The organism is Pseudomonas sp. PI1, assembly GCF_000812405.1.
Lineage (GTDB): Bacteria > Pseudomonadota > Gammaproteobacteria > Pseudomonadales > Pseudomonadaceae > Pseudomonas > Pseudomonas citronellolis.
On sequence record NZ_JWMC01000028.1, the window covers coordinates 1 to 25288 of the forward strand.

Annotated in this window: 17 protein-coding genes; 7 read left to right on the plus strand and 10 right to left on the minus strand. The window is 69.3% G+C overall.

Annotated features, from left to right (window positions below):
* Positions 1 to 577: 577 nt before the first annotated feature.
* The 7 genes from mgtA to RN02_RS10565 all read right to left on the minus strand — a co-directional run bounded on the left by mgtA (position 578) and on the right by RN02_RS10565 (position 11851).
* Positions 578 to 3298: a magnesium-translocating P-type ATPase gene (mgtA, locus tag RN02_RS10535; protein ID WP_043314419.1), complete on the minus strand. Its 2721-nt coding sequence runs from the start codon at positions 3296 to 3298 to the stop codon at positions 578 to 580.
* Positions 3299 to 3389: 91 nt separating this feature from the next.
* Positions 3390 to 4322 carry a phosphatidate cytidylyltransferase gene (locus tag RN02_RS10540; RefSeq protein ID WP_043314420.1) on the minus strand — a complete coding sequence of 311 codons (933 nt, stop codon included), beginning with the start codon at positions 4320 to 4322 and terminating at the stop codon, positions 3390 to 3392.
* A gap of 1 nt (position 4323) precedes the next feature.
* Positions 4324 to 4953, minus strand: coding sequence for a lysophospholipid acyltransferase family protein (locus RN02_RS10545; protein ID WP_043314421.1), 630 nt, complete (start codon positions 4951 to 4953; stop codon positions 4324 to 4326).
* Between the two features lie 50 nt (positions 4954 to 5003).
* On the minus strand, positions 5004 to 5615 hold the full coding sequence (locus tag RN02_RS10550; RefSeq protein WP_009619461.1) for a CDP-alcohol phosphatidyltransferase family protein: 612 nt from the start codon (positions 5613 to 5615) through the stop codon (positions 5004 to 5006).
* 113 nt (positions 5616 to 5728) lie between these two features.
* Positions 5729 to 9394: a translocation/assembly module TamB domain-containing protein gene (locus RN02_RS10555; RefSeq protein WP_043314422.1), complete on the minus strand. Its 3666-nt coding sequence runs from the start codon at positions 9392 to 9394 to the stop codon at positions 5729 to 5731.
* On the minus strand, positions 9391 to 11088 hold the full coding sequence (locus RN02_RS10560; RefSeq protein ID WP_043314423.1) for an autotransporter assembly complex protein TamA: 1698 nt from the start codon (positions 11086 to 11088) through the stop codon (positions 9391 to 9393). Before RN02_RS10560 ends, RN02_RS10555 begins: the two co-directional genes overlap by 4 nt.
* A gap of 115 nt (positions 11089 to 11203) precedes the next feature.
* Positions 11204 to 11851 carry a GNAT family N-acetyltransferase gene (locus RN02_RS10565; protein ID WP_009619457.1) on the minus strand — a complete coding sequence of 216 codons (648 nt, stop codon included), beginning with the start codon at positions 11849 to 11851 and terminating at the stop codon, positions 11204 to 11206.
* Between the two features lie 149 nt (positions 11852 to 12000).
* Here RN02_RS10565 and xthA point away from each other — a divergent pair, with 149 nt between their 5' ends.
* Positions 12001 to 12813: an exodeoxyribonuclease III gene (gene xthA / locus RN02_RS10570; protein WP_009619456.1), complete on the plus strand. Its 813-nt coding sequence runs from the start codon at positions 12001 to 12003 to the stop codon at positions 12811 to 12813.
* Here the strand turns inward: xthA and RN02_RS10575 are convergent, their stop codons facing one another.
* Complete coding sequence (locus tag RN02_RS10575; RefSeq protein ID WP_043314424.1) at positions 12814 to 16401, minus strand: ATP-binding protein; 3588 nt, start codon at positions 16399 to 16401, stop codon at positions 12814 to 12816.
* A 166-nt stretch (positions 16402 to 16567) separates the two neighbouring features.
* On the opposite strand from RN02_RS10575, the gene RN02_RS10580 reads away from it, so the two are divergent.
* From RN02_RS10580 to RN02_RS10590, 3 genes are all read left to right on the plus strand, one after another.
* Positions 16568 to 17947, plus strand: coding sequence for a substrate-binding domain-containing protein (locus RN02_RS10580; RefSeq protein WP_043314426.1), 1380 nt, complete (start codon positions 16568 to 16570; stop codon positions 17945 to 17947).
* 199 nt (positions 17948 to 18146) lie between these two features.
* On the plus strand, positions 18147 to 19187 hold the full coding sequence (locus RN02_RS10585; protein WP_043314427.1) for a TerC family protein: 1041 nt from the start codon (positions 18147 to 18149) through the stop codon (positions 19185 to 19187).
* Entirely contained in the window at positions 19156 to 19341 is a 186-nt protein-coding gene (locus RN02_RS10590; protein WP_009619452.1) for a hypothetical protein, read from the plus strand. Before RN02_RS10585 ends, RN02_RS10590 begins: the two co-directional genes overlap by 32 nt.
* A gap of 38 nt (positions 19342 to 19379) precedes the next feature.
* On the opposite strand, the gene RN02_RS10595 is transcribed toward RN02_RS10590, so the two are convergent.
* Complete coding sequence (locus RN02_RS10595) at positions 19380 to 19727, minus strand: helix-turn-helix domain-containing protein (RefSeq protein WP_009619450.1); 348 nt, start codon at positions 19725 to 19727, stop codon at positions 19380 to 19382.
* 220 nt (positions 19728 to 19947) lie between these two features.
* Here RN02_RS10595 and RN02_RS10600 point away from each other — a divergent pair, with 220 nt between their 5' ends.
* Both RN02_RS10600 and RN02_RS10605 read left to right on the plus strand, forming a co-directional pair.
* On the plus strand, positions 19948 to 20127 hold the full coding sequence (locus RN02_RS10600; protein WP_043314429.1) for a Tar ligand binding domain-containing protein: 180 nt from the start codon (positions 19948 to 19950) through the stop codon (positions 20125 to 20127).
* A gap of 34 nt (positions 20128 to 20161) precedes the next feature.
* Positions 20162 to 22276 (plus strand): putative bifunctional diguanylate cyclase/phosphodiesterase, encoded by a 2115-nt coding sequence (locus RN02_RS10605; protein ID WP_052267694.1) that lies wholly within the window; start codon positions 20162 to 20164, stop codon positions 22274 to 22276.
* A gap of 349 nt (positions 22277 to 22625) precedes the next feature.
* Here the strand turns inward: RN02_RS10605 and RN02_RS10610 are convergent, their stop codons facing one another.
* Positions 22626 to 23834: an acyl-CoA dehydrogenase gene (locus tag RN02_RS10610; protein ID WP_009619447.1), complete on the minus strand. Its 1209-nt coding sequence runs from the start codon at positions 23832 to 23834 to the stop codon at positions 22626 to 22628.
* A 166-nt stretch (positions 23835 to 24000) separates the two neighbouring features.
* Here RN02_RS10610 and RN02_RS10615 point away from each other — a divergent pair, with 166 nt between their 5' ends.
* Complete coding sequence (locus RN02_RS10615) at positions 24001 to 24930, plus strand: LysR family transcriptional regulator (RefSeq protein WP_009619446.1); 930 nt, start codon at positions 24001 to 24003, stop codon at positions 24928 to 24930.
* Positions 24931 to 25288: the final 358 nt, after the last annotated feature.

Sequence of the window (25288 nt, forward strand, 5' to 3'; positions counted from 1 at the left end):
CGGGCCCTGCCCGCGAATCGCGCGCAGGGCGCGCTCCTACATGGGAATGGCGCGGGTGGGGCAGCGTAGGAGCGGATCTCATCCGCGAACCGCGCCGGAACATCCGGCCATCGCGGACAAGGTCCGCTACACCCGTGCTTCCTGTAGGAGCAACTGTCTTGCGCCGAGGTGCTCTTCGTAGGATGGATTGAGCTTGCGATACCCATGCTGCCGTGGTGATGGGTATCGCTTTCGCTCAACCCATCCTACGGATATTTCCTGGAACTGTAGGAGCGGGCCCTGCCCGCGAATCGCGCGCAGGGCGCGCTCCTACATGGGAATGGCGCGGGTGGAGCAGCGTAGGAGATTCTTATCCGCGAACCGCGCCGGAACATCCGGCCATCGCGGACAAGGTCCGCTCCTACGCCCGTGCTTCCTGTAGGAGCAACTGTCTTGCGCCGAGGTGCTCTTCGTAGGATGGGTTGAGCTTGCGATACCCATGCTGCCGTGCTGATGGGTATCGCTTCGCTCAACGCCATCCTACGAAAAGCCGTGCTTCCTGGCACCTAGCGGACTCCGTCCGCGATTCTCTCAAGCCCTACGACCACCCATACCGCCGCGCGAACCAGCCCTTCACTGCCTGGGTCAGCCCCATGTAGCCCAGCAGGATCGCCACCAGCCACGGCCAGTAGCCCGGCGGCAGCGGCTGCATGTGGAAGTAGCGTGCCAGCGGCCCCATGGGCAGGAAGATCGCCAGCGCGCCGATGACCGCGGTCATCGCCAGCAGCGGCCAGGAGGCGCGGCTCTGCAGGAAGGGGATGCGCCGGGTGCGGATCATGTGCACCACCAGCAGTTGCGAGAGCAGTCCCTCGACGAACCAGCCGGACTGGAACAGCGTCTGGTGGGCCGGGGCGTTGGCGCCGAATACGTGCCACAGCACCAGGAAGGTGGTGATGTCGAAGATCGAACTCAGCGGCCCGAAGAACACCATGAAGCGCCCCAGGCCGTCGGGGTTCCATTGCTGCGGGCGGCTCAGCTGTTCGGCGTCCACGCCGTCGAAGGGGATGGCGATCTGCGAGATGTCGTACAGCAGGTTCTGCACCAGCAGCTGCATCGGCAGCATCGGCAGGAACGGGATGAAGGCACTGGCCACCAGCACGCTGAACACGTTGCCGAAGTTAGAGCTGGCGGTCATGCGGATGTACTTGAGCATGTTGGCGAAGGTGCGCCGCCCTTCCACCACGCCCTCCTCCAGCACCATCAGGCTCTTTTCCAGGAGGATCAGGTCGGCCGCTTCCTTGGCGATGTCCACCGCCGAGTCCACCGAGATCCCGATGTCCGCGCTGCGCAGCGCCGGGGCGTCGTTGATGCCGTCGCCGAGGAAGCCCACCACGTGGCCGCGCTCGCGCAGCACGCGGACCAGGCGTTCCTTGTGCGTCGGCGTCAGCTTGGCGAACAGCGTGGTGCGCTCGGCCAGTTCGCCCAGCTCGGCATCGGCGATGTCATCCAGCTGCGGGCCCAGCAGCACGCCGTCGACCTGCAGGCCGACGTCGCGGCAGACCTTCAGCGTCACCCGCTCGTTGTCGCCGGTCAGCACCTTCACCGCCACGCCGTTGGCGGCCAGGGCGCGCAGGGCCGGGGCGGTGGTTTCCTTGGGCGGGTCGAGGAAGGCGATGTAGCCGTCCAAGCACAGCCCCTGCTCGTCGGCCAGGCCGTAGGTGTCGCGGTTGGTCGGCAGCTCGCGGGTGGCCACCGCGACCACCCGCAGGCCGTCCTGGTTGAGCGCCTCGGCCACCGCGCAGATGCACGCCAGGCGCTCGCCGGTCAGCGGCTCGACACGCTCCTGCTCGCGCACCGAGGCGCACACCGCCAGCACTTCCTCCAGGGCGCCCTTGCAGATCAGCAGGTGGTGGTCGTCGTGCTCGCTGACCACCACCGACATGCGCCGGCGGGCGAAGTCGAAGGGGATTTCGTCGACCTTGCGGTAGCGGCTGTCCACCCGCAGCGCCTGGCGCAGTTCCACGTGCTCGAGCACGGCCACGTCCAGCAGGTTCTTAAGCCCGGTCTGGTAGTGGCTGTTGAGGAAGGCCAGCTGCAGCACCCGGTCCTCCACCTCGCCGAAGGCGTCGGTGTGGCGTTCCAGGACGATGCGGTCCTGGGTCAGGGTGCCGGTCTTGTCGGTGCAGAGAATGTCCATGGCGCCGAAGTTCTGGATGGCGTCCAGGCGCTTGACGATGACCTTGCGCCGGCTCAGCGCCACCGCGCCCTTGGCCAGGGTCGAGGTGACGATCATCGGCAGCATTTCCGGGGTCAGGCCCACGGCGATGGACAGCGCGAACAGCGCCGCCTGCAGCCAGTCGCCCTTGGTGAAGCCGTTGAGCAGCAGGACGATGGGCGCCATCACCAGCATGAAGCGGATCAGCAGCCAGCTGACCTTGTTGACCCCGGCCTGGAAGGCGGTGGGCGTGTGGTCGCTGGCGATCACCCGTTCGGCCAGGGAGCCGAAGTAGGTCTGCGCGCCGGTGCCGACCACCACCGCGCGGGCCGAGCCGCTGACCACGGTGGTGCCCATGAAGCACAGGCTGTCGCGCTCCAGCGGGTTGCCCTGGCGGGCGTCGCGGACCTGGGCGAACTTCTCCACCGGCAGCGACTCGCCGGTGAGCGCCGCCTGGCTGACGAACAGGTCCTTGGCGCTGAACAGGCGCACGTCCGCCGGCACCATGTCGCCGGCCGACAGCCACAGCACCTCGCCGGGCACCAGCTGGCGGATCGGCACCTCCAGGCGCTGCACCGCGCCCTGCCCGCCCTCGGGGTAGCGGAACACGGTGGCGGTGTTGCTGACCATGGCCTTGAGCTGCTCGGCGGCGTCGTTGGAGCGTTTCTCCTGGACGAAGCGCAGCAGCGTGGAAATGCCCACCATGGCGCCGATCACCACCGCCGCCGCGCTGTCGCCGGTGAACAGCGACACCAGCGCCAGCACGCTGAGCAGCAGGTTGAAGGGGTTGCAGTAGCACAGCCACAGGTGCCGCCACCAGGGCATCGGGCGCTCCTGGTCGACCTCGTTGAGCCCGACGCTCTCCCGCCGCTCGGCGGCCTCGGCCTCGCTCAGGCCCTCGCGGCGGCTGCCCAGGCGCTCGAACAGCGCCTGCGGCTCCAGCACCGACCATTCCAGCATGCCCTGGGCCAGCTGCGCCGGCGCCTGGCGCCCGGCCGCCGAGCCGCGCAGCAGGTCGAGCAGCACCAGCCGGCGCAGCTGCCGGGCGGGCAGGCCCTTGTTGAGGAACTCCAGCAGGTGGGTCCTGATCTGTTCGAAACGCATGGCGACTCCCCGATCACTGCCGCCCTGACCGGCGGCAGCGGGAGTCTGCGAGGAGTTCCTTAAGGTGCCATGAAGGCGCGGCCGGCGGCCCTCAGGTCCACCAGTAGCGCACCGCGTGGAAGAAGATAGGCGCGGCGAAGCACACCGAGTCCAGCCGGTCGAGCATGCCGCCATGGCCTTCGATCATGTGCCCCCAGTCCTTGACTCCGCGGTCGCGCTTGATCGCCGACATCACCAGGCCGCCGAAGAAGCCCAGCACATTCAGCAGCAGCGCCATCAGCAGCGCCTGCCAGGGCGCGAAGGGGGTGATCCAGTAGAGCGCGGTGCCGATCGCAGTGGCCAGCGCCACGCCGCCGACGAAGCCTTCCACGGTCTTCGACGGCGACAGGTTGGGGGCTATCCTGCGTCTGCCGAACAGCTTGCCGCACACGTACTGCAGCACGTCGGAGAGCTGCACCACTATCACCAGATAGGCGATCAGCAGCAGGTTGCGGCCCTCGAAGCCGGGTATGTCCAGGGTCAGCAGCGCCGGCACGAAGGAAATGCAGTACACCGCCAGCATCAGCCCCCACTGCACCTTGGAGGCGCGTTCGAGGAAGTGCTTGGCGTCGCCGCCCAGCGAGGCCAGGATCGGCAGCAGGAGGAACACGTAGACCGGGATGAAGATGGAGAACATCCCGTACCAGTCGATGGCGATCAGCAGGTATTGCATCGGCAGCACGAAGTAGAACGCCGCCACCAGTGCCGGGTAGTCGCTGCGCCGGGTCGGCATCAAGGTCATGAACTCGCGTAGCGCATAGAACGACACCCCGTAGAACAGCAGAACCACCGCCCAGTGACCAAGGGCGAAGGCGCAGCCGATCACCGCGACCATGGCCCACCAGGCCTTGACCCGCGCGTTGAGGTTGTCGATCACCGCGTGTGGCCCGGGAGCCGCGCGCCGGCGCAGGACGGTACCGATTATCGAGGCGCCGAGGAGGATCGCGCCGATGCCGGCAAACAACAGCCAGGTCTGCCCGTCCATTTCAGTGCCCCTCCGCCGGCGCCAGGGCCAGCAGCGCCTCGCGGGCGCGCTCGAGGAAGGCCTCCTTGGCCTCGTCGGCCTGCGCCACCAGCGGCGTGCCGAAGCTCAGGGTGCACAGCAGCGGCAACGGCAGCGCGCGGCCCTTGGGCATCACCCGGTTGAGGTTGGCGATCCACACCGGCACCAGCTCCACCTGCGGATGGGCGCGGGAAAGGTGGTAGATGCCGCTCTTGAACGGCAGCAGGCGCACCTCGTCGTCCAGGTTGCGCGTGCCCTCGGGGAACAGGATCAGCGAGTCGCCGGCGGCCAGCGCGCGTTCGATCGGCGCCAGCGGGTTGCCATCGGCTTCGCTGCGCTGGCGCTCGATGAGCACGCCGTTGAACACCCGGTTGATGACGAAGCCGCGCAGGCCGGGTTTGCCCCAATAGTCGGCGCCGGCCACCGGCCGGGTACGCGGGCGCAGCTCCGGCGGCAACGAGGCCCAGAGCAGGACGAAGTCGCCATGGCTGCTGTGGTTGGCATAGTAGATGCGTTGTACCGCCTTCGGCGTGGTGCCCAGCCACAGGCTGCGCAGGCCGGTGACCGTGCGGGCGCTGGCGATGATGACGTAGGCGAGGAGTTTTTCCAGCATCCGTGGGTTCCTTCAGGGGGCCAGGGTGAACCGGCAGACGAGCGCGGCCATCAGTCCTGACGCGGCGCGGCCAGGCCCTGGCTGACGCGGTTGACCACGGTCAGCGCCAGCAGCGCAGCCAGCAACCACATGGCTGGGTCGATCCAGGCCGTCGGCAACAAGCCACTGGCAATTCCGGCGCCGAGCACGCCAAAGCACAGCGCTCGGTCGCTCTTGCCCATGGGGCCGTCGTAGCGCCGCGAGGCACCGACCATGTGCCCCAGCACGCCGGCGTATTCGGCGAGCAGCGCCAGCAACACCACCAGCACCACCCAGGCCGGGGTCACCCCTGGCAGCAAGGCGAACGGCAGGTAGAGCGCGGCATCGGCGACCACGTCGGTAAGTTCGTTGAGGTAGGCGCCGAGGGGCGACTGCTGCCCGAATTCGCGGGCCAGCATGCCGTCCATGGCATTGAGTGCCATGCGCAGGAACATCCACAGCGGGATCAGGGCAAACACCCAAGGGTGCGCAGCCAGGCCAGCCACCAAGGAGGCCACCAGCATCGATAGCGCACAGGCCGCCAGTGTCACCTGGTTGGCCGTCGCGCCCCGGGCATGCAGGCGCACCACCAATGGCCGCAGCAGATTCTGGAAGCTCGATTTGAGTTGATAGACCGAAACCATCGCGCCGTCCGTGGAGTTGAGTGGGCGGTCACGATATCCATGTCGCAGTCAGATATGGGCCGAGAATGATGCGCGAAAATTCGCTGACATCATTCGCAACCTGACTGCCTCTCTCAGAAGTCGCGCTTGTAGAAGATGTCCAGGGAACTGGCCAAACCGCTGGCAGCCTCCAGGTAGACCTTCTTGCTCAGCAGGTAGCGCAGGGCGATGGTGTTGGCCGGCTCGAACACGCCCACGCCGTAGCGCAGGCTCAGGCGCTCGGAGAGCTGGCCGCTGGCGACCACGCTGGTGCTGGTGCCGGTGCCTTCGGTGCCCAGCTCGAAGTCCTTGATGCCCAGTTGCCTGGCCACCTCGCCGGTGATCGGCGCGCTGCCGGCCAGGCCCAGGGCCAGGGCGGCCTCGCCGAGCATGTTGCTGTCCTCGCCGGTGGACAGCGGGCGGCCCATGACCAGGTAGGACAGCGCCTGCTCCTGGCTCATCGCCGGCTCCGAGAACACCTCGCTACGCGGCTGCTCGGCATTGCCGGTCAGGCGCAGGCCGGCGATCACGTCGTCGACCTTGCGGATCGCCTCGATGTCCAGGTACGGCTGGTCGATGGGGCCGGCGAACAGCAGGCGCGCGCGGCGGATGCTGAGTTTCTGCCCGTAGGCCCGGTAGCGGCCCTTGTTCAGGCTCAGCTCGCCGCGGGTGTCCATGTCGTCGCCGATGTGCACCTGGCCGGCCAGCTCGGCGCTCAGGCCGAAGCCGCTGAAGGTCAGCTTGTCCTGGCCGACCAGCACGTCCACGTCCATGGCCAGGTGGGGGCCGCCCTGCTCCCTGGGCGGCGCGCCGACGATCAGGGTGTCGTCGGAGAGCTTCACCGTCGAGGGCGGCAGCTGGCGGATGACGATGGCCCCGCGCGGCACCTGCACCTTGCCGGAAACGCTGAGCTTCTGGTCGGCCATGCGCAGCGCCAGGTCCGGGGTGACTTCAAGGTTGGCGTAGGGCTCGACGCTCACCGGCAGGTCCGTGCCGCGCACTGCCAGGTCCATGTCCAGGCCCTGGCTCCAGGCCAGGTAGCCGCCCAGGCTGCCGTTGCCCTTGTCGCCGCCGCTCCAGGTGCCGCTGAGGTCGACGCGCTCGCCGGCGATACGCGCCAGCACCTGCAGGTTGGCCAGGCGCGTCGGCAGGTCGCCGCCGGACAGCTCGCCGCCGGAAAGCCGCAGTTCGCCGTCCAGGCGCGGCTGCATGAGGCCACCGGAAATGCGCCCGTTGCCGTCCAGGCGGCCCTTGAGCGTCTCGACCATGGGCACGAAGGGCCGCGCCACCGCCAGGTCCAGCCCGGCGAGGGTGAAGCTGCCGCTCAGCGGCTTGTTCTTCGGTCGCGGGTCGAGCACCGCCTGGGCGTCCAGGGTGCCGAGCTTGTTGCCGTGGAACTGCAGGCTGCTGTCGATGCGGGTGGGCGTCAGGCGGCTTTCCAGGCGCAGGCTCTGGTAGGGGAAGTCGAGCCACTGGTCCTGTTCTTTCAGGCGCAGGGTGCCGGCACCGGCATCCAGCAGGATGTTGCCGTTGGGGCCGCGGGCCGGCAGGTCGAGCTTGACGTCGCCGTTGAGCTTGCCCTGCCAGGCGAAGTCCTCGGGCAGCCAGCGCGCCAGGCTGTCCAGCGGGAAGTCGCGCAGTTGCCAGCGCAGCTGCGGCTCCGGCAGCAGGCGCTGTTCGCCGCCGCAGAGGCTGGCCGGGCCGGAGGCCCAGCAGTGCGCGCCCAGGTTCAGGCGGCCGTCGGCCAGGCGTTCCAGGCGCGCCGGCTGTTGCAGGCGCCAGTCCTGGCCGCCGCTCTGGATCTCGCCCTTGGCCAGGCGGCCGCGCCAGTCGCGGCCGTTCCAAGTGCCGTCGAAGCCCAGCGCCAGCACCAGCGGGCGCCCCTGCAGGGACAGGTCGAGCTGCTGGCGTTGCAGGTCGCCCTGTCCGCTGGCCTTGAACTGGCCCAGGCGCGTGTCGCCGGCGCGCACGCCGTCGGCCAGCAGTTCCAGGCGGCCACGCTGGGCGGCGTCGAGGCGGGCGCTGAGGTCGAGGCTGCGCACGCCGTTGTCCTGGAAGGCCAGGCGCTGGCCCTTGAGGCTCAGTTCGCCCTGGGGCGCCTTGAGGCTGCCGGCCAGGTCGAGGCGGCCGTTCAGTTGGCCCTGCAATTGCGGCCAGAGCTGGCCCAGGCGCGCCAGGGCGATGTCCAGGCGCCCGGCCAGGCGCTGGTCGAGGCTGGCCTGGCCGCTGATGCGGTTGTCGCCCAGGCGCAGTTCCAGGCCGTCGACCTTCCAGTTCTGGCCCTGGCCGTTGGCGGCGGTCTTGAAGACCGCCGGCTGGCCGCGCAGGCGCCCCTGCAGGTCGAGGTTGGCCTGCACGGCGAGCACACCGTTCTTGAAACTGCCCTGGCTGCTCAGCGGCCCGCCGAGCTTGCCCGGCAGTTCGGCGACCCAGTAGGCCGGGTCGAAGTCGCTCAGCTTCAGTTGCGCATCCCAGGCCAGGGTGTCGGCGAACTTCAGGCCCAGGCTGCCCTCGGCCTTGCCCTGCCCGGCGACGAGCTGCAGCGACGGCAGGTGCACCTCGGCGAGGTTGCCGGACACCGGGCTGCTCAGTTGGAAGGCGCCGGCCGGGCCGCTGAGTTCGGCGGCAAAGTTGCCCAGGTAGGCCTCGTCGCGGTACTGCAGGTCGGCTTGCAGGCGGTGCATGGAGACCGGCGGCGGCTCCATGGGGTACAGGCGCAGCCAGGGGAAGTCCAGCCAGTCCAGCTTGGCGTCGGCGGCGAAACCCTCCTGCCAGTCGAGGCGGCCGCTCAGGCCCAGGCGCTGTTCCGGCGCGGCGGTGAGGTTCAGCGCGGCGATGTCCGCGCCCTTGGCGTCGACGCGCCCCTGCAAGGCCAGGGCGACGTCGCCGCCCTCCCCCGGCAGCACGGCCGAACCGTTGATGCGGTAGCCGGCGGCCAGGTCGCCCGCCGCTTGCAGCTGCACCTTGTTCAGCACCAGGGTGTCGGGCAGGTCCGCCGCGCCGCGGAAGCCGTCGGCAGTGATCTTCGCGCTGGCCGGCAGGTTCTCCGCCAACGGTTGCAGGTCGCCGCTCAGGTGGCCTTGCAGGTAGCCGCTGCTGTCGGCTTCCAGCAGCAGGTGGCCGAGCAGTTCGCCCTTGGCTTGCAGTTTCAACTCCCAGGGCTGCTCGCCGGGCGCCGGCAGGCGCAGGCTGCCCTGGGCCTGCAACGGCCAGTTGCCCTGCGGGGTGAGCAGGCCGCTCAGGTCTACGGCGAGGTCGCCGCGGGCGGCCTTGAGCACGTCGATGTGCAGGCCGTCGGCCTCCCAGTGGGCGCTGGCCTGGACGTTGCTGACCTGTTCGTTGCCATCGAGCAGGAAGCTGCCCAGGCGCACTTCGCCCAGGCGCACGGCCAGGGGCAGTTTCAGCGCCGGCAGCTGGATCGGCCCCTCGCTGGGCTCCGCTGGCCCCGGCGCCAGGCGCAGCTGCACGCGCTCGACGATCAGGCGGTCGATGCACAGCGCGCCTTGCAGCAGGCAGGCGGGCGACCAGGCGAACTGCGGCCGCTCGACTTCCAGCTCGGTGGCGCCGTCGCTCCAGGCCAGGCGCGCGGCCTGCCAGGCGCCGCCCAAACGGCCAGAGTAGCCCTGCACCTGCAGGCCCGGCACCAGGCCCAGGGCCCAGCGGCTGCCGGCCTCGCTGCCGAGGATGGCGGCCAGCGCCACGGCCAGCAGCAGGATCAGGCCGAGCAGCGCGGCCACCAAGTATTTCAGCAGGCGCTTCACAGCTCGGGCCCCATGGAGAAGTGGATGCGCCAGCCGCCGCCCTCGTCCAGGCCGTCGGCCAGGTCCAGGCGCAGCGGCCCCACCGGCGACACCCAGCGGATGCCGAAGCCGACGCCGGTCTTGATCGAGGGGAAGTCCAGCGAGTTGAAGGAGTTGCCCTGGTCGATGAAGGTCGCCAGGCGCCATTTCTCAGCCAGCGGGTACTGGTACTCGACGCTGCCGGCGACCATGTAGCGCCCGCCGATGCGGTCGCCCCGGGAGTTCTTCGGCGACAGCGTCTGGTAGTCGTAGCCGCGCACGCTCTGGTCGCCGCCAGCGAAGAAGCGCAGCGACGGCGGGATGCTCGAATAGTCGTTGGTGGCGATGAAGCCGACCTGGGCGCGGCCGAGCAGGCGGTGGCCGCCGGCGAAGGTGGTCAAACCCTTGGCCATGGCGCTGACGTGGGCCAGGTCGGCGTCGGCCAGCAGGCCCTCCTTGGCCACCTTGGTCTCCAGCTGCAGGCGGTAGCCCTGGTGGGGGTCGACCTTGTTGTCGGCGTGCAGGATGGAATAGCCGAAGCCGGGCATGAGGAAGCTGCTGTTGCCCGAGTCGTCGCCCAGCAGGTACTCCTCGTGCAGCCAGCCCAGGGAGAACGAGCGCTGCCAGCCGCTGGGCAGCTTGCGCAGCCACTCGCCGCCGAGGGTGAACTGCTTGCTCTCGGTGTCCACCAGGTCTTCGTTCTGGTAGCCGGTGGTGAAGCGCAGCTTGTCGGTCAGCGGCGGGTCCAGCGGCACCTCATACCAGGCGCCGACGTTCTGCCGCGGCCCGGAGACTTCGGCCTCGGTGCCCAGGCTGTGGCCCTGGGGGTTGACCCAGTGGCGCGTCCAGCTGAACTTGGCGCGCGGCCCCACGTCGGTGGAGAAGCCCAGGCCGACGCCGAGCGAGCGCGGCTTGCGCGCGCTGAGGTGGACCGCCACCGGGATGCTCTCACCCTTGGCCTGCAGCGGCGAGGCGTCGACGCGCACGCCGTCGAAGTAGCCGCTGGACTGCAGGGCCTGGTTGAGGTCGGCGATGAGTTCGGAGTCGTAGGCCTCGCCCTGCCGGAAGGGCACCATGCGCCGCAGCAGTTCCTCGTCGAACGGGTAGTCGCCGCTGAAGCTGACCGCGCCGAGGGCGAAGCGCGGGCCGCTGGCGTAGACCAGCTCGATGTCGGCCACCCCGGCCTCGGGGTCGACGCGCAGTTGCTGGCGGGTGAACTGGCCGCGGAAGAAGCCGAAGCGCGAGGCCTGGTTCTGGATCAGCCGCTTGGCGTCCTCGTAGGTGCCGTGGTTGAGCTGCGCGCCGGGCTTCAAAGTATCGCCGCCGGGCACGCGGAAGTTCGCAAGCTTAGCCGCCGGCCCCTCGATGCGGATGTCGACCGTGCGCAGCTTCACCGGCTCGCCGGGCGAGACATCGATGCGCAGGCGCGGGTTCTTGGCGTCGCCACGCACCCGCGCGCGAATGCGCGCCTGGTAGTAGCCCAGCGCCTGGGCGGCCTGCACGGCCTGTTGCTGGACCGTGCGGCGCAGGCGTCGCAGGGCGGTTTCGTCGCGCCCTTCCACGCTGCCCACATAGGCCTCGATATTGGCCTTGAGCGCAGAGTTGGCGGGGTCGATACGTACGTCGAGCTGGCTTTCCGCTGCCACTGCCGCGCCGATCCAGCACAGCAGGCCCATCAGCGCTAGCCGAATCGTTCCTTGGAGTCTCATGGCGCGAGATGCTAGCACGATGGCCGTGACAATCCAGCGCCGCGGCCCCTGCGCCGCGGCTTTGCGCGATAGCGAGGGGCTATCAGCCCTCGCGGGCCAGGCGCGTTTCCGGCTGCGGATTGGGGTGGAACAGCACGTGTTCGCGCAGCGGCCCCAGCGCCACTTCGCCCACCTCCTCGTAGCCGTGGCGGCGGTAGAAATCCAGGTAGCGGGCGTTGCCGGTGTCCAGCACCAGGCCCTGGGAATCCACGTCGTCGACGCACCAGGCATGCAGGGCGTCGAGCAGCTGTTCGCCGAGGTGGCGGCCCTGGAATTCCGGGTGCACGCCCAGCAGCGGCAGCACGTGGTAGGGCCCCGGCGGCAGGCAGCCGAGCACGGCCTCGTGGTAGGCCAGGTAGCGCCGCGTGCAGCGGAAGCCGGTGGTGAGCAGCATGCGCATGCGCCAGGCCCAGCTGTCGGTGATGTCCAGGCGGCGTTGCGGCGGAGCGATCAGCGCCACCGCCACCAGGCGCTCGTCGATCACCAGGCCGAGCACCGGCAGGTCTTCGGACAGGTGCCGGTTGGTCAGCTCGCGCACGGTGGCGCGCACCCGCTGGTCGAAGCCGGGGCGGTCGCTTTCGAACAGGTAGGCGAAGGTCGGCTCGTGGCGGTAGGCGTGGTAGAGCAGCGAGCGGATCTCCCGGGCGTAGGAATCGCCCAGCAGGCGGACTTCGGCGAGCGTCTCAGGCATGCGGACACCTCTTGTTATCGTGTTTGGGCCCAGAGCCGAACCCTAGCAGCGCCGCGCCCGCACCGCCAGCGGCCGCCTTCGGCCCGTCGCGGCATTTGCCGCTGCCGGCGCCAGCGGCTAGCATCGTCACTTTGCCCAGGACGCTGCGGATGAAAATCGTCTCTTTCAATATCAATGGCTTGCGTGCCCGCCCCGCCCAACTCAAGGCGATCGTCGAGACGCACCAGCCCGACGTCATCGGCCTGCAGGAAACCAAGGTCGCCGACGACCAGTTCCCCCGCGAAGAGATCGAGGCCCTGGGCTACCAGGTGCACTTCCACGGCCAGAAGGGCCACTACGGCGTGGCCCTGCTCTCGCGCCAGGCGCCGCTGGAAATCCGCTACGGCTTCCCCAACGACGGCGAAGACGCCCAGCGCCGCTTCATCTGGGGCACCTTCGCCGACGCCGACGGCCAGCCGATCACCGTGATGAACGGCTACTTCCCCCAGGGCGAAAGCCGCGAGCACCCGGTGAAGTTCCCGGCCAAGCAGCGCTTCTACGCCGACCTGCAGCAGTTGCTGGAAAGCCAGTTCAAGCCCGAGCAGCGCCTGGTGATCATGGGCGACATCAACATCTCGCCGGAGGACTGCGACATCGGCATCGGCGAGGAGAACCGCAAGCGCTGGCTGCGCACCGGCAAATGCAGCTTCCTCCCCGAGGAGCGCGAGTGGCTGGGCAAGCTCAAGGCCTGGGGCCTGGTGGACAGCTTCCGCCAGCTGCACCCGCAGGTGAACGACCGCTTCAGCTGGTTCGACTACCGCAGCCGCGGCTTCGAGGACGAGCCCAAGCGCGGCCTGCGCATCGACGTCATCCTCGCCTCCGAGGCGCTGCGCCCGCGCCTGGCCGATGCCGGCATCGACTACCAGATCCGCGGCATGGAAAAACCCTCCGACCACGCGCCCATCTGGCTCAAGCTGAGCTGATCAGCCAGCGGCGCGCGCCAGCCAGTCGGCCAGCGCGCGCTGCAGTTCGGCCAGCGCCGCATCGGCCTGGCCCAGGCGCGCTTCCAGTCCTTCCCCATCGCCTTCGCAGATTCGCTGCAGGGCGCGGCAATGCCCTTCCGCCTCGGCGGCGCCGATGATCGCCGCGGCGCCGGCCAGGCGGTGCGCCAGGTCGCCCAGCGCCTTGCGGTCGCCGCGGCTGCGGGCCTGGTGCAACTGCTCGATGTCGCCGGCATTGGCCTGCGCCAGGGTCCGCACGAACTCCCGCGCCGCCTCGCTCTCCAGCGGCTGCGGGCCGAACAGGCCACTCAGGTCGAAGACCGCATCGTCGGCCGGCTCGTCCGGCGCCGCGGCCTGCGCGCCGGCCAGCGCCTGGGCCAGCACCTCGAGGGTCAGCGGCTTGAACAGCACCTGGTCCATGCCGGCGTCGCGGCAGCGCTGCACTTCTTCCTCCTGGGCGTTGGCCGTGGCGCCGATCACCCGGCACGGCCGCCGCCCCTGCTCGCGCTCGTGGGCGCGGATGCGCCGGCTCAGCTCGTAGCCGTCGACGCCGGGCATCCGGCAATCGGTGATGACCGCGGCGAAGTCGCCGGCCAGCCAGGCCTGCCAGCCCTCCTCGCCGCCGGCCGCCAGGGTGGCGCTGTGGCCCAGGTGCGCCAACTGCTGGCGGAACACCATGCGGTTGGCCGGGTGGTCGTCCACCGCCAGCACCCGCAGGCCGCCCGGGACGCTGGCGCTGGTGCCCGGTTGCGCGGTGTCCGGCGGCGCCTCGGTGAGCGCCAGCGGCAGGCGCACGCTGAAACAGGAGCCTTGGCCGGGCTCGCTGTGCAGGCCGAAGGCGCCGCCCATCAGTTGCACCAGGCGCTGGCTGATGTGCAGGCCCAGGCCGGTGCCCTGGCCCCTGGCGCCCGGCTCCACCTGGACGAAGGGCTGGAACAGCCGGGCCTGGTCCTCGGCGGAAATGCCGATGCCGCTGTCGATCACCTCCACCAGCAGCTCCAGGCGCTCGCCCTGGCGCCGGGCGCTGGCCCGCACGCGCACGCCGCCGCGCTCGGTGAACTTCACCGCGTTGTTCAGCAGGTTGAACAGCACCTGCTTGAAGCGCAGCGCATCCAGCAGCACCCAGTGGTCCAGCTCGCCCTCGGTTTCCAGGTCCAGGCCCAGGCCCTTCTGCGTGGCCAGGCCGGCGAACAGCGCCACCGCGCCTTCGATCTCGCGGCGCAGCAGCGCCGGCTGCGGCGTGGAATCGATGCGCCCGGACTCGATGCGCGCCAGGTCCAGCACGTTGCCGATCAGCATCAGCAGGGCCCGCGCGGCGTCCTGCGCCACCTCCAGCGCCTCGCGGTCGAGCACGCCGTCGCGGGCCTTTTCCAGCACCAGCTCCTGCAGGCCGACGATGGCGTTCATCGGCGTGCGGATCTCGTGGCTCATGGTCGAGAGGAACTGGCTCTTGGCGGCGCTGGCCTGGTCCGCGCGCTGCCGCTCGCGCTCCAGCTGGTTGATCAGTTGCTGGCGCTCGGTCAGGTCGACCCAGCCACCGATTACGCCCTGCACCACGCCGTCGCCATCGTGCTGGGCCACCGCCCAGTGGTAGACGTAGTGATCGCCGTCGCGCAGGCGCAGCACGTAGTCGCCCGGCGCCGGCATCTCGCCGTCGGTCACCTGCTGGCGGTGCACCTGCATCAGGCGCTCGGCCTCCTCCTCGGGGAACCAGCCCAGCTCGCCGATGGCCTTGCCCAGGCAGTCCTCCGGGCGCGCGTCGAACATGCGCAGCATGGCCTGGTTGCAGAGGTCCAGGTGGCCCTCGCGGTCGAGCCGGTAGACCGGGTTGGGCAGCGCCTCGATCAATTCGTTGAGCAGCCCCACCTGGGCGCCCAGGCGCCGCTCGGCGCGCCGCGTGCGCAGCACCTGGCGGTTGAGGTAGAAGCCCCAGACCAGCGACAGCAGCACCAGCGCGCCGGCCAGCGCGGCGCCGCTGAGGATCGCCTGGCGGTGCTCGGCCCAGAAGTCGCCGCCGCCGGAGGCCAGGCGCGGTTCCCAGCGCCGCACCAACTCGGCCACCTCCTCCGGGTCCACCGACAGCTGGGCCTTCTCCAGGATGGAATAAAGCTCCGGTTGGTCCGGCCGCACGCCGATGCTGAAGGGGGTGCTCAGGTCTTCGAGTATGCCGGCGACCTTGAGGCTGTCCTTGAACTCGCCGGCGATCAGCGCGCGGGCGCTGAACAGGGTGCTGACGGCCGCCTCGCTGCGCTGCTCGGCCACCTCGCGCAGGGCCTGGCGCTGGTTGCCCGCCGACTCCAGGCGGGTGTCCGGGTAGCGCTCGATGAGCGCGCGGTTGAGGTAGGGGTCGATGGCGATGGACACGCGCTTGCCGGCCAGGTCGTGGAGGTCGTGGACGGCCGCCGCGTCCTTGCGCATCACCAGGAGCATGGTGGCCTGCAGGTAGGGTGGCAGCAGCGCCAGGCCCTCGTTGCTCGGCGGCACCACCGGCGTCAGCCAGGCGCGCCCGGCGTGCAGCTCGCGGAACACGTCGGCGTAGTCGTCCACCGCGGCATAGGCGAAGCGCAGGCCGGAGCGCTGGCCCAGCAGGTCCAGGTAATCGCGGGCGATGCCGCTGACGCGCCCGTCGGCGTCGGCCTGGGCCAGCGAGCCGCTGTGGCGGTTGACCACCACCGGCACCCGCGGGTGCTCGGCCAGCCAGCGGTTTTCCCGCGGCGTCAGCACCACCCGCTGGCCGCCCAGGCGCAGGCGCTCGCCGGCGCTCCAGCGGCGCAGGATTTCCTCGTTGCGCTGCACGTCGATGCGCGCCAGGCCGCGGTCCACCAGGCCGAGCAGGCGCTCCTCGCCGGGGCGCATGAGGAAGCCGAAGCCGGCGCTCTCCAGCGGCGCGAAGTTGTCGATGCGCAGGTTGAACAGGTAGTTCATGTTGATCAGGTAGTGCACCGACAGCGCATCGCCGAGCATGCCGTCGACGTTGCCCAGGCTCAGCGCCTCCAGGGCCCGCAGCGGCGAGGCGAAGAGCAGGACGCGGCTGTTGGGATAGGCCGCCTGCACCTGGGCCAGGCGCAGGTAGTCGGCCACCAGCGCGAGGGTGGTGCCGGGGCGGCTGGCGTCGAACGGGCGGGCATCGTCGCTGACCAGCACCGGCTGGTCCTGCAGGTAGGCGCGGCTGAGCAGCAGGCCGCGGGCCTCGGCCTCGCTGGCGGTACCGCCGCAGACCATGTCGATCTCGCCCTTGCGCAGCGCCTCCAGGGCCGCCTCCCGCGAGGGGTAGGCGTAGACGCGCTGGTAGCCGCCGGCCAGCAGCCCCAGGTAGTCGGCGCTGACGCCCTCCAGGCGGCCGCCGCCGACGATCTGCAGCGGCGGCCGGTCGACCTGCGCCACGCCGACGCGCAGCGGGCCGCGCTGCGCCAGCCAGGCCCGCTCGGCGGGGCTCAGCCAGCTGTCGGGCATGTGCGCGCTGTAGCCGGAGAGGGTCAGCGGCTGCAGCGGCGGCTGGTCGATGGCCAGGGCCGGCGCCGCGCCCAGCAGCAGGGCACAGCAGAAGATGAGGCCGCGTACTGGGGACATGGCGCTCCTTGCGGGAATGGCTCGGCAGCCCGGACAGGCCGCTGCTGAATGACTATAGCCAAAGCGGCGGCGCCCACCCGGCGCGCCCGCGAGGCCCGGCGTCACCGCACTGAAACCTTGCCCGCCTATGCTCCCGGCCTCGTCCGCAACCGCCCTGGAATCACCGATGCCGCACTTCACGCGCCACGACAAGGACGCCTGGCCCGTCACCCTCGCCTGGCTGATCATCGCCTTCGTCTGCTACGCCCTGCCCTGGCACGCCTTCGCCGCCCTGCCCGCCGCCCCGGAGGGCCAGCCGGTGCTGCGCATCCAGGGCTCCAACACCATAGGCGCGCACCTGCTGCCGGAGCTGGTGAAGGGGCTGCTGCTGGAACAGGGCTACAAGGCCATCCTCGCCGAGCCCGGCCAGGCGCAGAACGAAACGCGGGTCCACGCCCGCGACGCCCAGGGCCGCGACGTCGTGGTGGAGATCGCCGCCCACGGCAGCAGCACCGGCTTCGCCGCGCTGAAGGACGGCAGCGCCGAGATCGCCGCCGCCTCGCGGCCGATCAAGGACGCCGAGGCCGCGGCCCTTTCCGCCTCGGGCAACCTGCGCGGCGCCAAGGCCGAGCAGGTGATCGGCATCGACGGCCTGGCCATCGTCGTGCACCCGGACAACCCGCTGCGCGAGCTGAGCACCGCCCAGTTGGCCCAGGTCTTCGCCGGCGAGGTGACGACCTGGGAGCAACTCGGCGGCCGCGGCGGCGCCATCCACCTGTACGCCCGCGACGACAACTCCGGCACCTTCGATACCTTCAAGGAGCTGGTGCTGGCCAGCCAGGGCAAGGCCCTCGCCGCCTCCGCCCAGCGCTTCGAATCCAGCGACGCGCTGTCGGCCCAGGTCGCCGCGGACCCGCAGGGCATCGGCTTCGTCGGCCTGGCCTCGGTGCTCAAGGCGCGCGCCCTGGCCATCGCCGATGGCGAGTCGCGGGCGATGCTGCCCTCCCCCGGCAGTATCGCCACCGAGGACTACCCGCTGTCGCGCCGCCTGTACCTTTACATCAAGCCCAACGAGCGCAACCTCTGGGCCCAGGCCCTGGTGCAGTTCGCCCAGGGCGACCGCGGCCAGGCCCTGGTCAGCGGCAGCGGCTTCGTCGGCCAGCGCGTGCAGGCCATGCGCGTGCAGCCCGCCGAGGGCATGCCCGAGCAGTACAAGGCCCTGGCCCGCGAGGCCCGGCGGCTGTCAGTGAATTTCCGCTTCCACGAGGGCAGCGCCACCCTGGACAACAAGGCCCAGCGCGACGTCGAGCGCCTGCTGGCCTACCTGCGCCAGCACGACAAGCTCGACGGCAAGGCGGTGCTGGTCGGCTTCGGCGACGCCCGCCAGGACCCGGCCCGCGCGCAGCTGCTGTCCAAGCTGCGGGCCATGGCGGTGCGCCGCGAACTGGCCAGGGAAGGCGTGGTCTTCCACGGCATCGAGGGCATGGGCGCGGCCCTGCCGGTGGCGGCCAACGACGACCAGGAAGGCCGGGTGAAGAACCGCCGCGTGGAGGTCTGGGTGTACTGACCCAGGGCAGCCCAGGGCGCTCGCCCCTGGTCTAGGCTGTTACTGTAGGAGTGAATAGGTCGTAGGAACTTGTTACTTTCCCCCGCTTGCCTCGCGACCCTGCTCTGCTATTTTTCCCGCCGTGACGCCGGGCCCCTCTGACGGTCGCTGACCGCCATGTCGGAGTCACTTTCGACAACGACAGCAAGAGAGGGCCCGCATGGCACCCCTATTGGATTTCCTCAACACCCCCTTCCTCGGCACCGCCGCCTGGTTCTGGCTGCTGTTCCTGGCCATCGTCATCCTCCTCCTGTTCCTCGACCTGGGCGTGCTGCAGCGCGACCACCACGAGATCGGCGTGCGCGAGAGCCTGCTGCTTTCGGCCGGCTACTTCAGCTGCGGCCTGGCCTTCGGCGGCTTCGTCTGGTACGAGTTCGGCGCCACCAGCGCCATGGAGTACTACACCGGCTTCCTGGTGGAGCAATCGCTGTCGATGGACAACGTGTTCGTCATGGCGATGATCTTCGGCTTCTTCGGCATCCCCCGCCGCTACCAGCACCAGGTGCTGTTCTGGGGCATCCTCGGCGCCATCGTCATGCGCGCCATCATGATCGGCCTGGGCGCGGCGCTGGTCAGCGAGTTCGAGTGGATCATGTACGTGTTCGGCGCCTTCCTGCTGTTCAGCGGGGTGAAGATGCTCTTCGCCAGGCACGAGGAAGAGCCCGACCTGGCCAACAACCCGGTGCTGCGCTTTTTGCGCAGGCACATCCGCGTCACCGAGCAGCTCCACGAGCACCACTTCTTCGTGCGCAAGCCGGACGCCAGCGGCAAGCTGGTGCGCTTCGCCACCCCGCTGTTCCTGGCGCTGATCCTGATCGAGCTGGCCGACGTGGTGTTCGCGGTGGACAGCGTGCCGGCGATCTTCGCCATCACCAAGGACCCGTTCATCGTCTACACCTCGAACATCTTCGCCATCCTCGGCCTGCGCGCCCTGTACTTCTCGCTGGCGGCGATGATCCACCGCTTCGTCTACCTGAAGTACGCCCTGGCCCTGGTGCTGGTGTTCATCGGCGCGAAGATCTTCGCCCACGGCTTCATCGGCAAGGTTCCCGCCGTGCTCTCGCTTGGGGTAACCTTCGGCCTGCTCGCTGGTGGCATACTGCTGTCACTGCTCAAGACGCGCAAGGCAGGCGAGCAGGAGCTGGAAATCGTCAGCCGGGAGACCCTGCATGCAGGACGAGGTGAAGATCGAGGCCATTGAAGTCCAGGGCCGGCCCTGGTGGCTGGTGCGCCTGGGCCGCCGCGGCCTGCGCTTTTCCCAGGAATCCCTGGCCCGCGCCTTCGCCGCCCAGTTGCATGTGCGCCGCCAATGGTGGCAGCAGCGCGGCGAAGACGAACCCAACGAACGCACCTGAGCCCCCCGCCCGCCGCCGGCGGGGCGCTCGCAGCGGCGCTAGTGGCTGCGCCGGCCCTTGAGCACCTTGACGATCTCGCCGATCAGGTTCACCACCAGCGCCCGCTCGCTCTCCGCCAACCCCTGAAGCAGGTCGCCGATGGCCTCGGCCTGCTCGGCGACGTCGATCGAATCCTTGCGGAAAAGGTCGCTCAGCGGGCATTCGAGGATTTCCGCGATCTGTCCCAGGCGCTGCAAGGTCGGCGATATCACACCGTTCTCCATGCGGCTGATGGTTTCCTTCTCCACCCCTATCCCCTCTGCTATCTGTGCCTGCGTCAGCCCCTTGGCCCTGCGGCGGTTGGCGATGGCTGCGCCGACTTCATGGACCACGCTCCGACCTTTCATGCGAATTGACCTCATACATCATCCGATATAACGCCTCAAGCCATTTTCAGGGGAGCTTGCGTGCGGCTGAAGGACGCATGACGTCTATAAATGTTTCTTAATAGATCATTGACTAATTGACTTTCCTTTTCACGGGGGAACAGGATAGGGCTGATTGCCATCACTTCGCCCCCATGGCGCAGCCGGTCCGATGGTGGTTTGCCACGAAAGGAAGTCCGCAATGTTGTCCAAGCTGAAAATACGCACGGGAATGCTCATCGTCCTGGCCGCCCTGGCCGCCGCCCTCCTGCTTTCGATCCTCACCGGCTGGAACAGCGCCCGCAGCAGCGACCAGCAGATCCAGTCGCTGAACCGCGTGGCGGTGGAGCTCAACGACATGCTGCTGCGCTTCAAGCTCTAGCCCCGTTCCTCGACCACCAGGCCGGAGTGCAAGCATGCCGATCCGCAGTATTCCCGACCTCCCCCGGATGCTCTCCGAAGCCCTGGAGCATGCCGAGACCGCTCTTTGCATCAACGACGACGGGCAGCGCCTGCTGTACTGCAACCGCGCCTTCGGCCGGCTGCTCGGCCATGCCCCGGAAAGCCTGGTGGGCCGCCCGTTCGACGAGCTGGTGGACGCGCGGCCGGCGGCCAACGACCGCGTGGAAGCCCTGGTGCGCTGCCATGACGGCCGGCGCATCTGGTGCGGCATCGCCAGCACCGGGCTGAACCGCGCCACGGGCGAGCCCGACCTGCAGTTGCTGGCGCTCACCGAGATCACCCAGTCGAAAATCCACGAGGTGCTGCTGGACCGCCTGCTCGAAGGCATGGCCCGCGACGAGCCGCCGGAACACCTGATGGAAGCGGCCTGCCTGGAGATCGAACGGCTGCTGCCGCGGACCAGCGCCTCGGTCCTGCGCGTCAACGCAGGCCGCCTGCACCCGCTGGCCGGGCCGAGCCTGCCGCCCGCCTACCTGCAGGCCCTGGACGGCCTGCCCCTGGGCGACGGCCCGGGCAGTGAGGGCGCCTGGGCCGGCGAAGTCGAGCGCCATCCGCTGTGGTCCGCCTACCGCCACCTGCTGCCGCCGGAACTGCGCAGTTGCAGCGTCACGCCGATTCGCTCCAGCTCCGGCCAGTTGATCGGCTGCTTCGTCTGCTACGGCCGGGGCCCCCAGGCGCCCTGCACGACGCAGCAATGCCTGCTGGACATCTGCACGCACCTCTGCGCGCTGGTGCTGGAGCGCGACCAGGCGCGCACGCGCATCCACCAGCTCGCCTACTACGACGACCTGACCGGCCTGCCCAACCGCCACCTGCTGCAGAACCTGGCCAGCGCCGAACTGGCCGGCGCCGCCGCGCGCCGGCAGGGCCTGGCGGTGCTGTACATCGGCCTGGACCGCTTCCGCCAGATCAACGACTCCTTCGGCCGCCCCTCCGGCGACGAGCTGCTGCGCACCATCGCCCGGCGCCTGCGCCAGGCCTGCCGCGATGAGGACCACGTCGGGCGCCAGGCCAACGACGAATTCGTCGTCCTGCTGCCGGGCTGCGACCGCGCGGCGGCCGGCATCCACCTCGCCCGCCTGAAGGCCGCCCTCGACGCGCCCTGGCGCGTCGCCGGCGCGCCCCACAACCCCTCGGCGAGCATCGGCATCAGCCTGTTCCCGGAGGATGGCGAGGACTTCCAGAGCCTGCTGCGCCACGCGGCGATGGCGATGAACCAGGCCAAGGGCAAAGGCAAGAGCCGCGGCGGCCAGGTGTTCTTCAGCGAGGAACTGGAGCGCCTGGCGCAGGAACGCGTGGCGCTGGAGAGCGCCCTGCGCGAAGCCCTCGCCAGGCAGCGCCTGCACCTGAACTACCAGCCGCTGGTGGACATCCGCGCAGGCCGCCTGCGCGGCGCCGAGGTCCTGGCCCGCTGGCACCACCCGCAGCTGGGCAACATCTCCCCGGAGCGCTTCATCCCCCTCTCCGAGGAATGCGGGCTGAGCATCGAACTGGGCCGCTGGGTGCTGCGCGAAGCCTGCCGGCAACTGGCCGAGTGGCGCCACGCGGGCCTGCAGGTGCCGGAGATATCGGTCAACCTGTCCGCCGGCGACTTCCAGGACCCGCAACTGCCCGTCGCGGTGCTGCGCACCCTGGAAGAGCACGGCCTGCACGGCACCGACCTGACCCTGGAAATCACCGAAAGCGCGCTGATGGAAGCCGACAGCGACACCCTGGGCGTGCTCGACCAGTTGCACGAACTGGGCATCCGCCTGGCCCTGGACGACTTCGGCACCGGCTACTCCAGCCTGGCCCGGCTGAACCGCCTGCCGGTGCAGGAACTGAAGCTGGACCGCAGCTTCGTCCGCGACCTGGAGAGCAACAGCACCAGCCGCACCCTCAGCGACGCCGTGCTGAACATCGGCCGCAGCCTGGGCATGACGGTGGTCGCCGAAGGCATCGAGAACCCCGAACAACTGCGCATCCTCGAAGCCCAGGGCTACAGGGTGGCCCAGGGCTACCTGCTGTCCCCGCCGCTGCCGGCCGAAGGCTTCGCGGCATGGCTGAAGGCAAGGCAGGTGGCGGGGTGATTCTGTAGGAGCGAGCTTGCTCGCGAACCGGGCAGTCACCGGGTTATTCCCCTTCGGGCCAGCGCAAGCGCTGTTCGCGATGGAGCCGCGTCCCGCACGAGGAAGGATAGGCGTTTCAGGATGACGCCGAATTCGCCGCCCACTCCGAACGGCCCCCTCTCCCTCCGGGAGAGGGCTGGGGTGAGGGCGCTCTCAAGCCCAGCACCTACGCCACCTGGAAACCCGTTCGCGAGCAAGCTCGCTCCTACAAAAAACCGCCCGAACGAGACCCACACACAAAAACGCCGCTTCCCCTTCGGAGAAACGGCGTTCCCGCGACCCTCACCGGGCCTCAACTACCAACCAGCACTCACTTGCCCATGTACTTGCCGATCTCGTACTTGCCGACGGCCATGCGGTGCACTTCGTCCGGGCCGTCGGCCAGGCGCAGGGTGCGCTGCATGGAGTACCAGTAGGCCAGCGGGAAGTCGTTGGAGACGCCGGCGCCGCCGTGGATCTGGATGGCGCGGTCGATCACCTGCAGGGCGACGTTGGGCGCCACCACCTTGATCTGGGCGATCTCGCTCTGGGCGATCTTGTTGCCCACGGTGTCCATCATGTACGCGGCGTTGAGGGTCAGCAGGCGGGCCTGGTTGATCTCGATGCGCGAGTTGGCGATGTGGTCGATGTTGCCGCCCAGGCGCGCCAGCGGCTTGCCGAAGGCGGTGCGGCTGGTGGCGCGCTTGCACATCAGTTCCAGGGCGCGCTCGGCCATGCCGATGGAGCGCATGCAGTGGTGGATGCGGCCCGGGCCGAGGCGGCCCTGGGCGATCTCGAAGCCGCGGCCCTCGCCCAGCAGCACGTTCTCGTAGGGCACGCGGACGTTCTCGAAGAGCACTTCGGCATGGCCGTGGGGCGCGTCGTCGTAGCCGAACACCGGCAGCGGGCGGAGGATCTTCACCCCGGGGGCGTCGCTGGGCACCAGGATCATCGAGTGCTGCTGGTGGCGCGGCGCGTCCGGGTTGGTCAGGCCCATGAAGATCATCACCTTGCAGCGCGGGTCGCAGGCGCCGGAGGTCCACCACTTGCGGCCGTTGATGACCCACTCGTCACCCTCGCGCACGGCGTTGGCCTGCATGTTGGTGGCGTCGGAGGAAGCCACGCCAGGCTCGGTCATGGCGAAGGCGGAGCGGATTTCGCCGCGCAGCAGCGGTTCCAGCCAGGTGCGCTTCTGTTCCTCGCTACCGTAGCGGACGAGGGTTTCCATGTTGCCGGTGTCCGGGGCCGAGCAGTTGAACGGCTCGGCGCCGATCAGCGAGCGGCCCATGATTTCCGCCAGCGGGGCGTACTCCATGTTGGTCAGGCCGGCGCCGTATTCGGACTCGGGCAGGAACAGGTTCCACAGGCCCTCGGCCTTGGCGCGGGCCTTGAGGTCCTCCATGACCTGGGTCGGCTGCCAGCGGTCGCCTTCGGCTACCTGTTGCTCGAAGACGCTCTCGGCGGGATATACATAAGCTTCCATGAACGCGGTGACGCGCTCACGCAGGTCCTGGACCTTGGCGGAATAGGCGAAATCCATGGGGGCTACCTTCTGGCAGGGGTTTGTCTTGTGTCGAGGAAGATGCTAGAACAGGCAGCACGATTTACCTAGCCTATTATCCGAATCAATGAACATTCATAACCCGCATGATGGTCCGCCATCCCGGGTATGATCCGGCCACAACAATGACAAGCGGAGCCACGGGATGAACCTGAACAAGGTCGACCTGAATCTGTTCATCGTCTTCGATGCCATCTACACCGAAGCCAACCTCACCCGCGCCGGACAGATCGTCGGCATCACCCAACCCGCGGTGTCCAACGCCCTCGCCCGCCTGCGCGAGACCTTCAACGACCCGCTGTTCGTGCGCACCGCCCAGGGCATGGTGCCCACGCCCATGGCGCAGAACATCATCGGCCCGGTGCGCAACGCCCTGCAGCTGCTGCGCGTATCGGTGCAGGAAAGCCGCACCTTCACCCCGCAGCAGGCGAGCAAGACCTACCGCATCAGCATGACCGACCTCACCGAGGCCATCATCCTGCCGCCGCTGTTCCAGCGCCTGCGCCGCCAGGCGCCCAACGTGCACATCGAGAGCTTCCTCTCCAAACGCCGCGAGACCACCAAGGAACTGGCCGCCGGGCGCCTGGACTTCGCCGTGGACGCGCCGCTGAACACCGACCCGCAGGTGCGCCACGTCAAGCTGATGGAAGACCGCTACGTCTGCGCCATGCGCCACGGCCACCCGCTGGCCAGGCCGAAGCTGAGCCTGGAGGAGTACCTGTCGCTGACGCACATCCAGATCTCCAGCCGCCGCAGCGGCCTGGGCTATATCGACCTGTCGCTGGGCAAGATGGGCCTGCAGCGCAAGATCGCCCTGCGCTCGCAGCACTACCTGATGGCCTCCAACGTGGTGCAGCAGACCGACATGGCGGTGACGGTGCCCGAGCGCTTCGCCCGCCACCACAACCTGCACTACGTGGACCTGCCGGTGAGCGACGTGCCCAAGCTGGAAACCCACCTGTACTGGCACGAAAGCACCGACCAGGACCCGGCCAACCGCTGGATGCGCGAGCAACTGATCGAGCTGTGCCAGCAGGTCACCGCCCGCGAGGCGCGGGAAGCGCAGCAAGGCTGACCTGCCGCGGGGGCTGTCCGCGAAGTTCCCGCATTCGCCGGAATGACCAGGGTCGCCGGCTGACTCCATTCTCCCCACAGACACCGAACGGCCCCCTCTCCCTTCAGGGAGAGGGCTGGGGAGAGGGGCGGTGTCAACCCGATATACCGCAGCCGCCGGTAAACACCGTTCGCGAGCAAGCTCGCTCCTACAACCGTGCCCCCTTCCCCCCTATCCAAGGTCGGGCCGGCCCCTCCTTGGCCGCAAATAACCCTTCCATGGCCGGATCGGACCTCTCCCTTGTCCGACAATCCTTCCAACAATTACATCAACCAATGACACATTCACCGTGTCAGGCCCTCCGCCCCGCCGGCGCCGC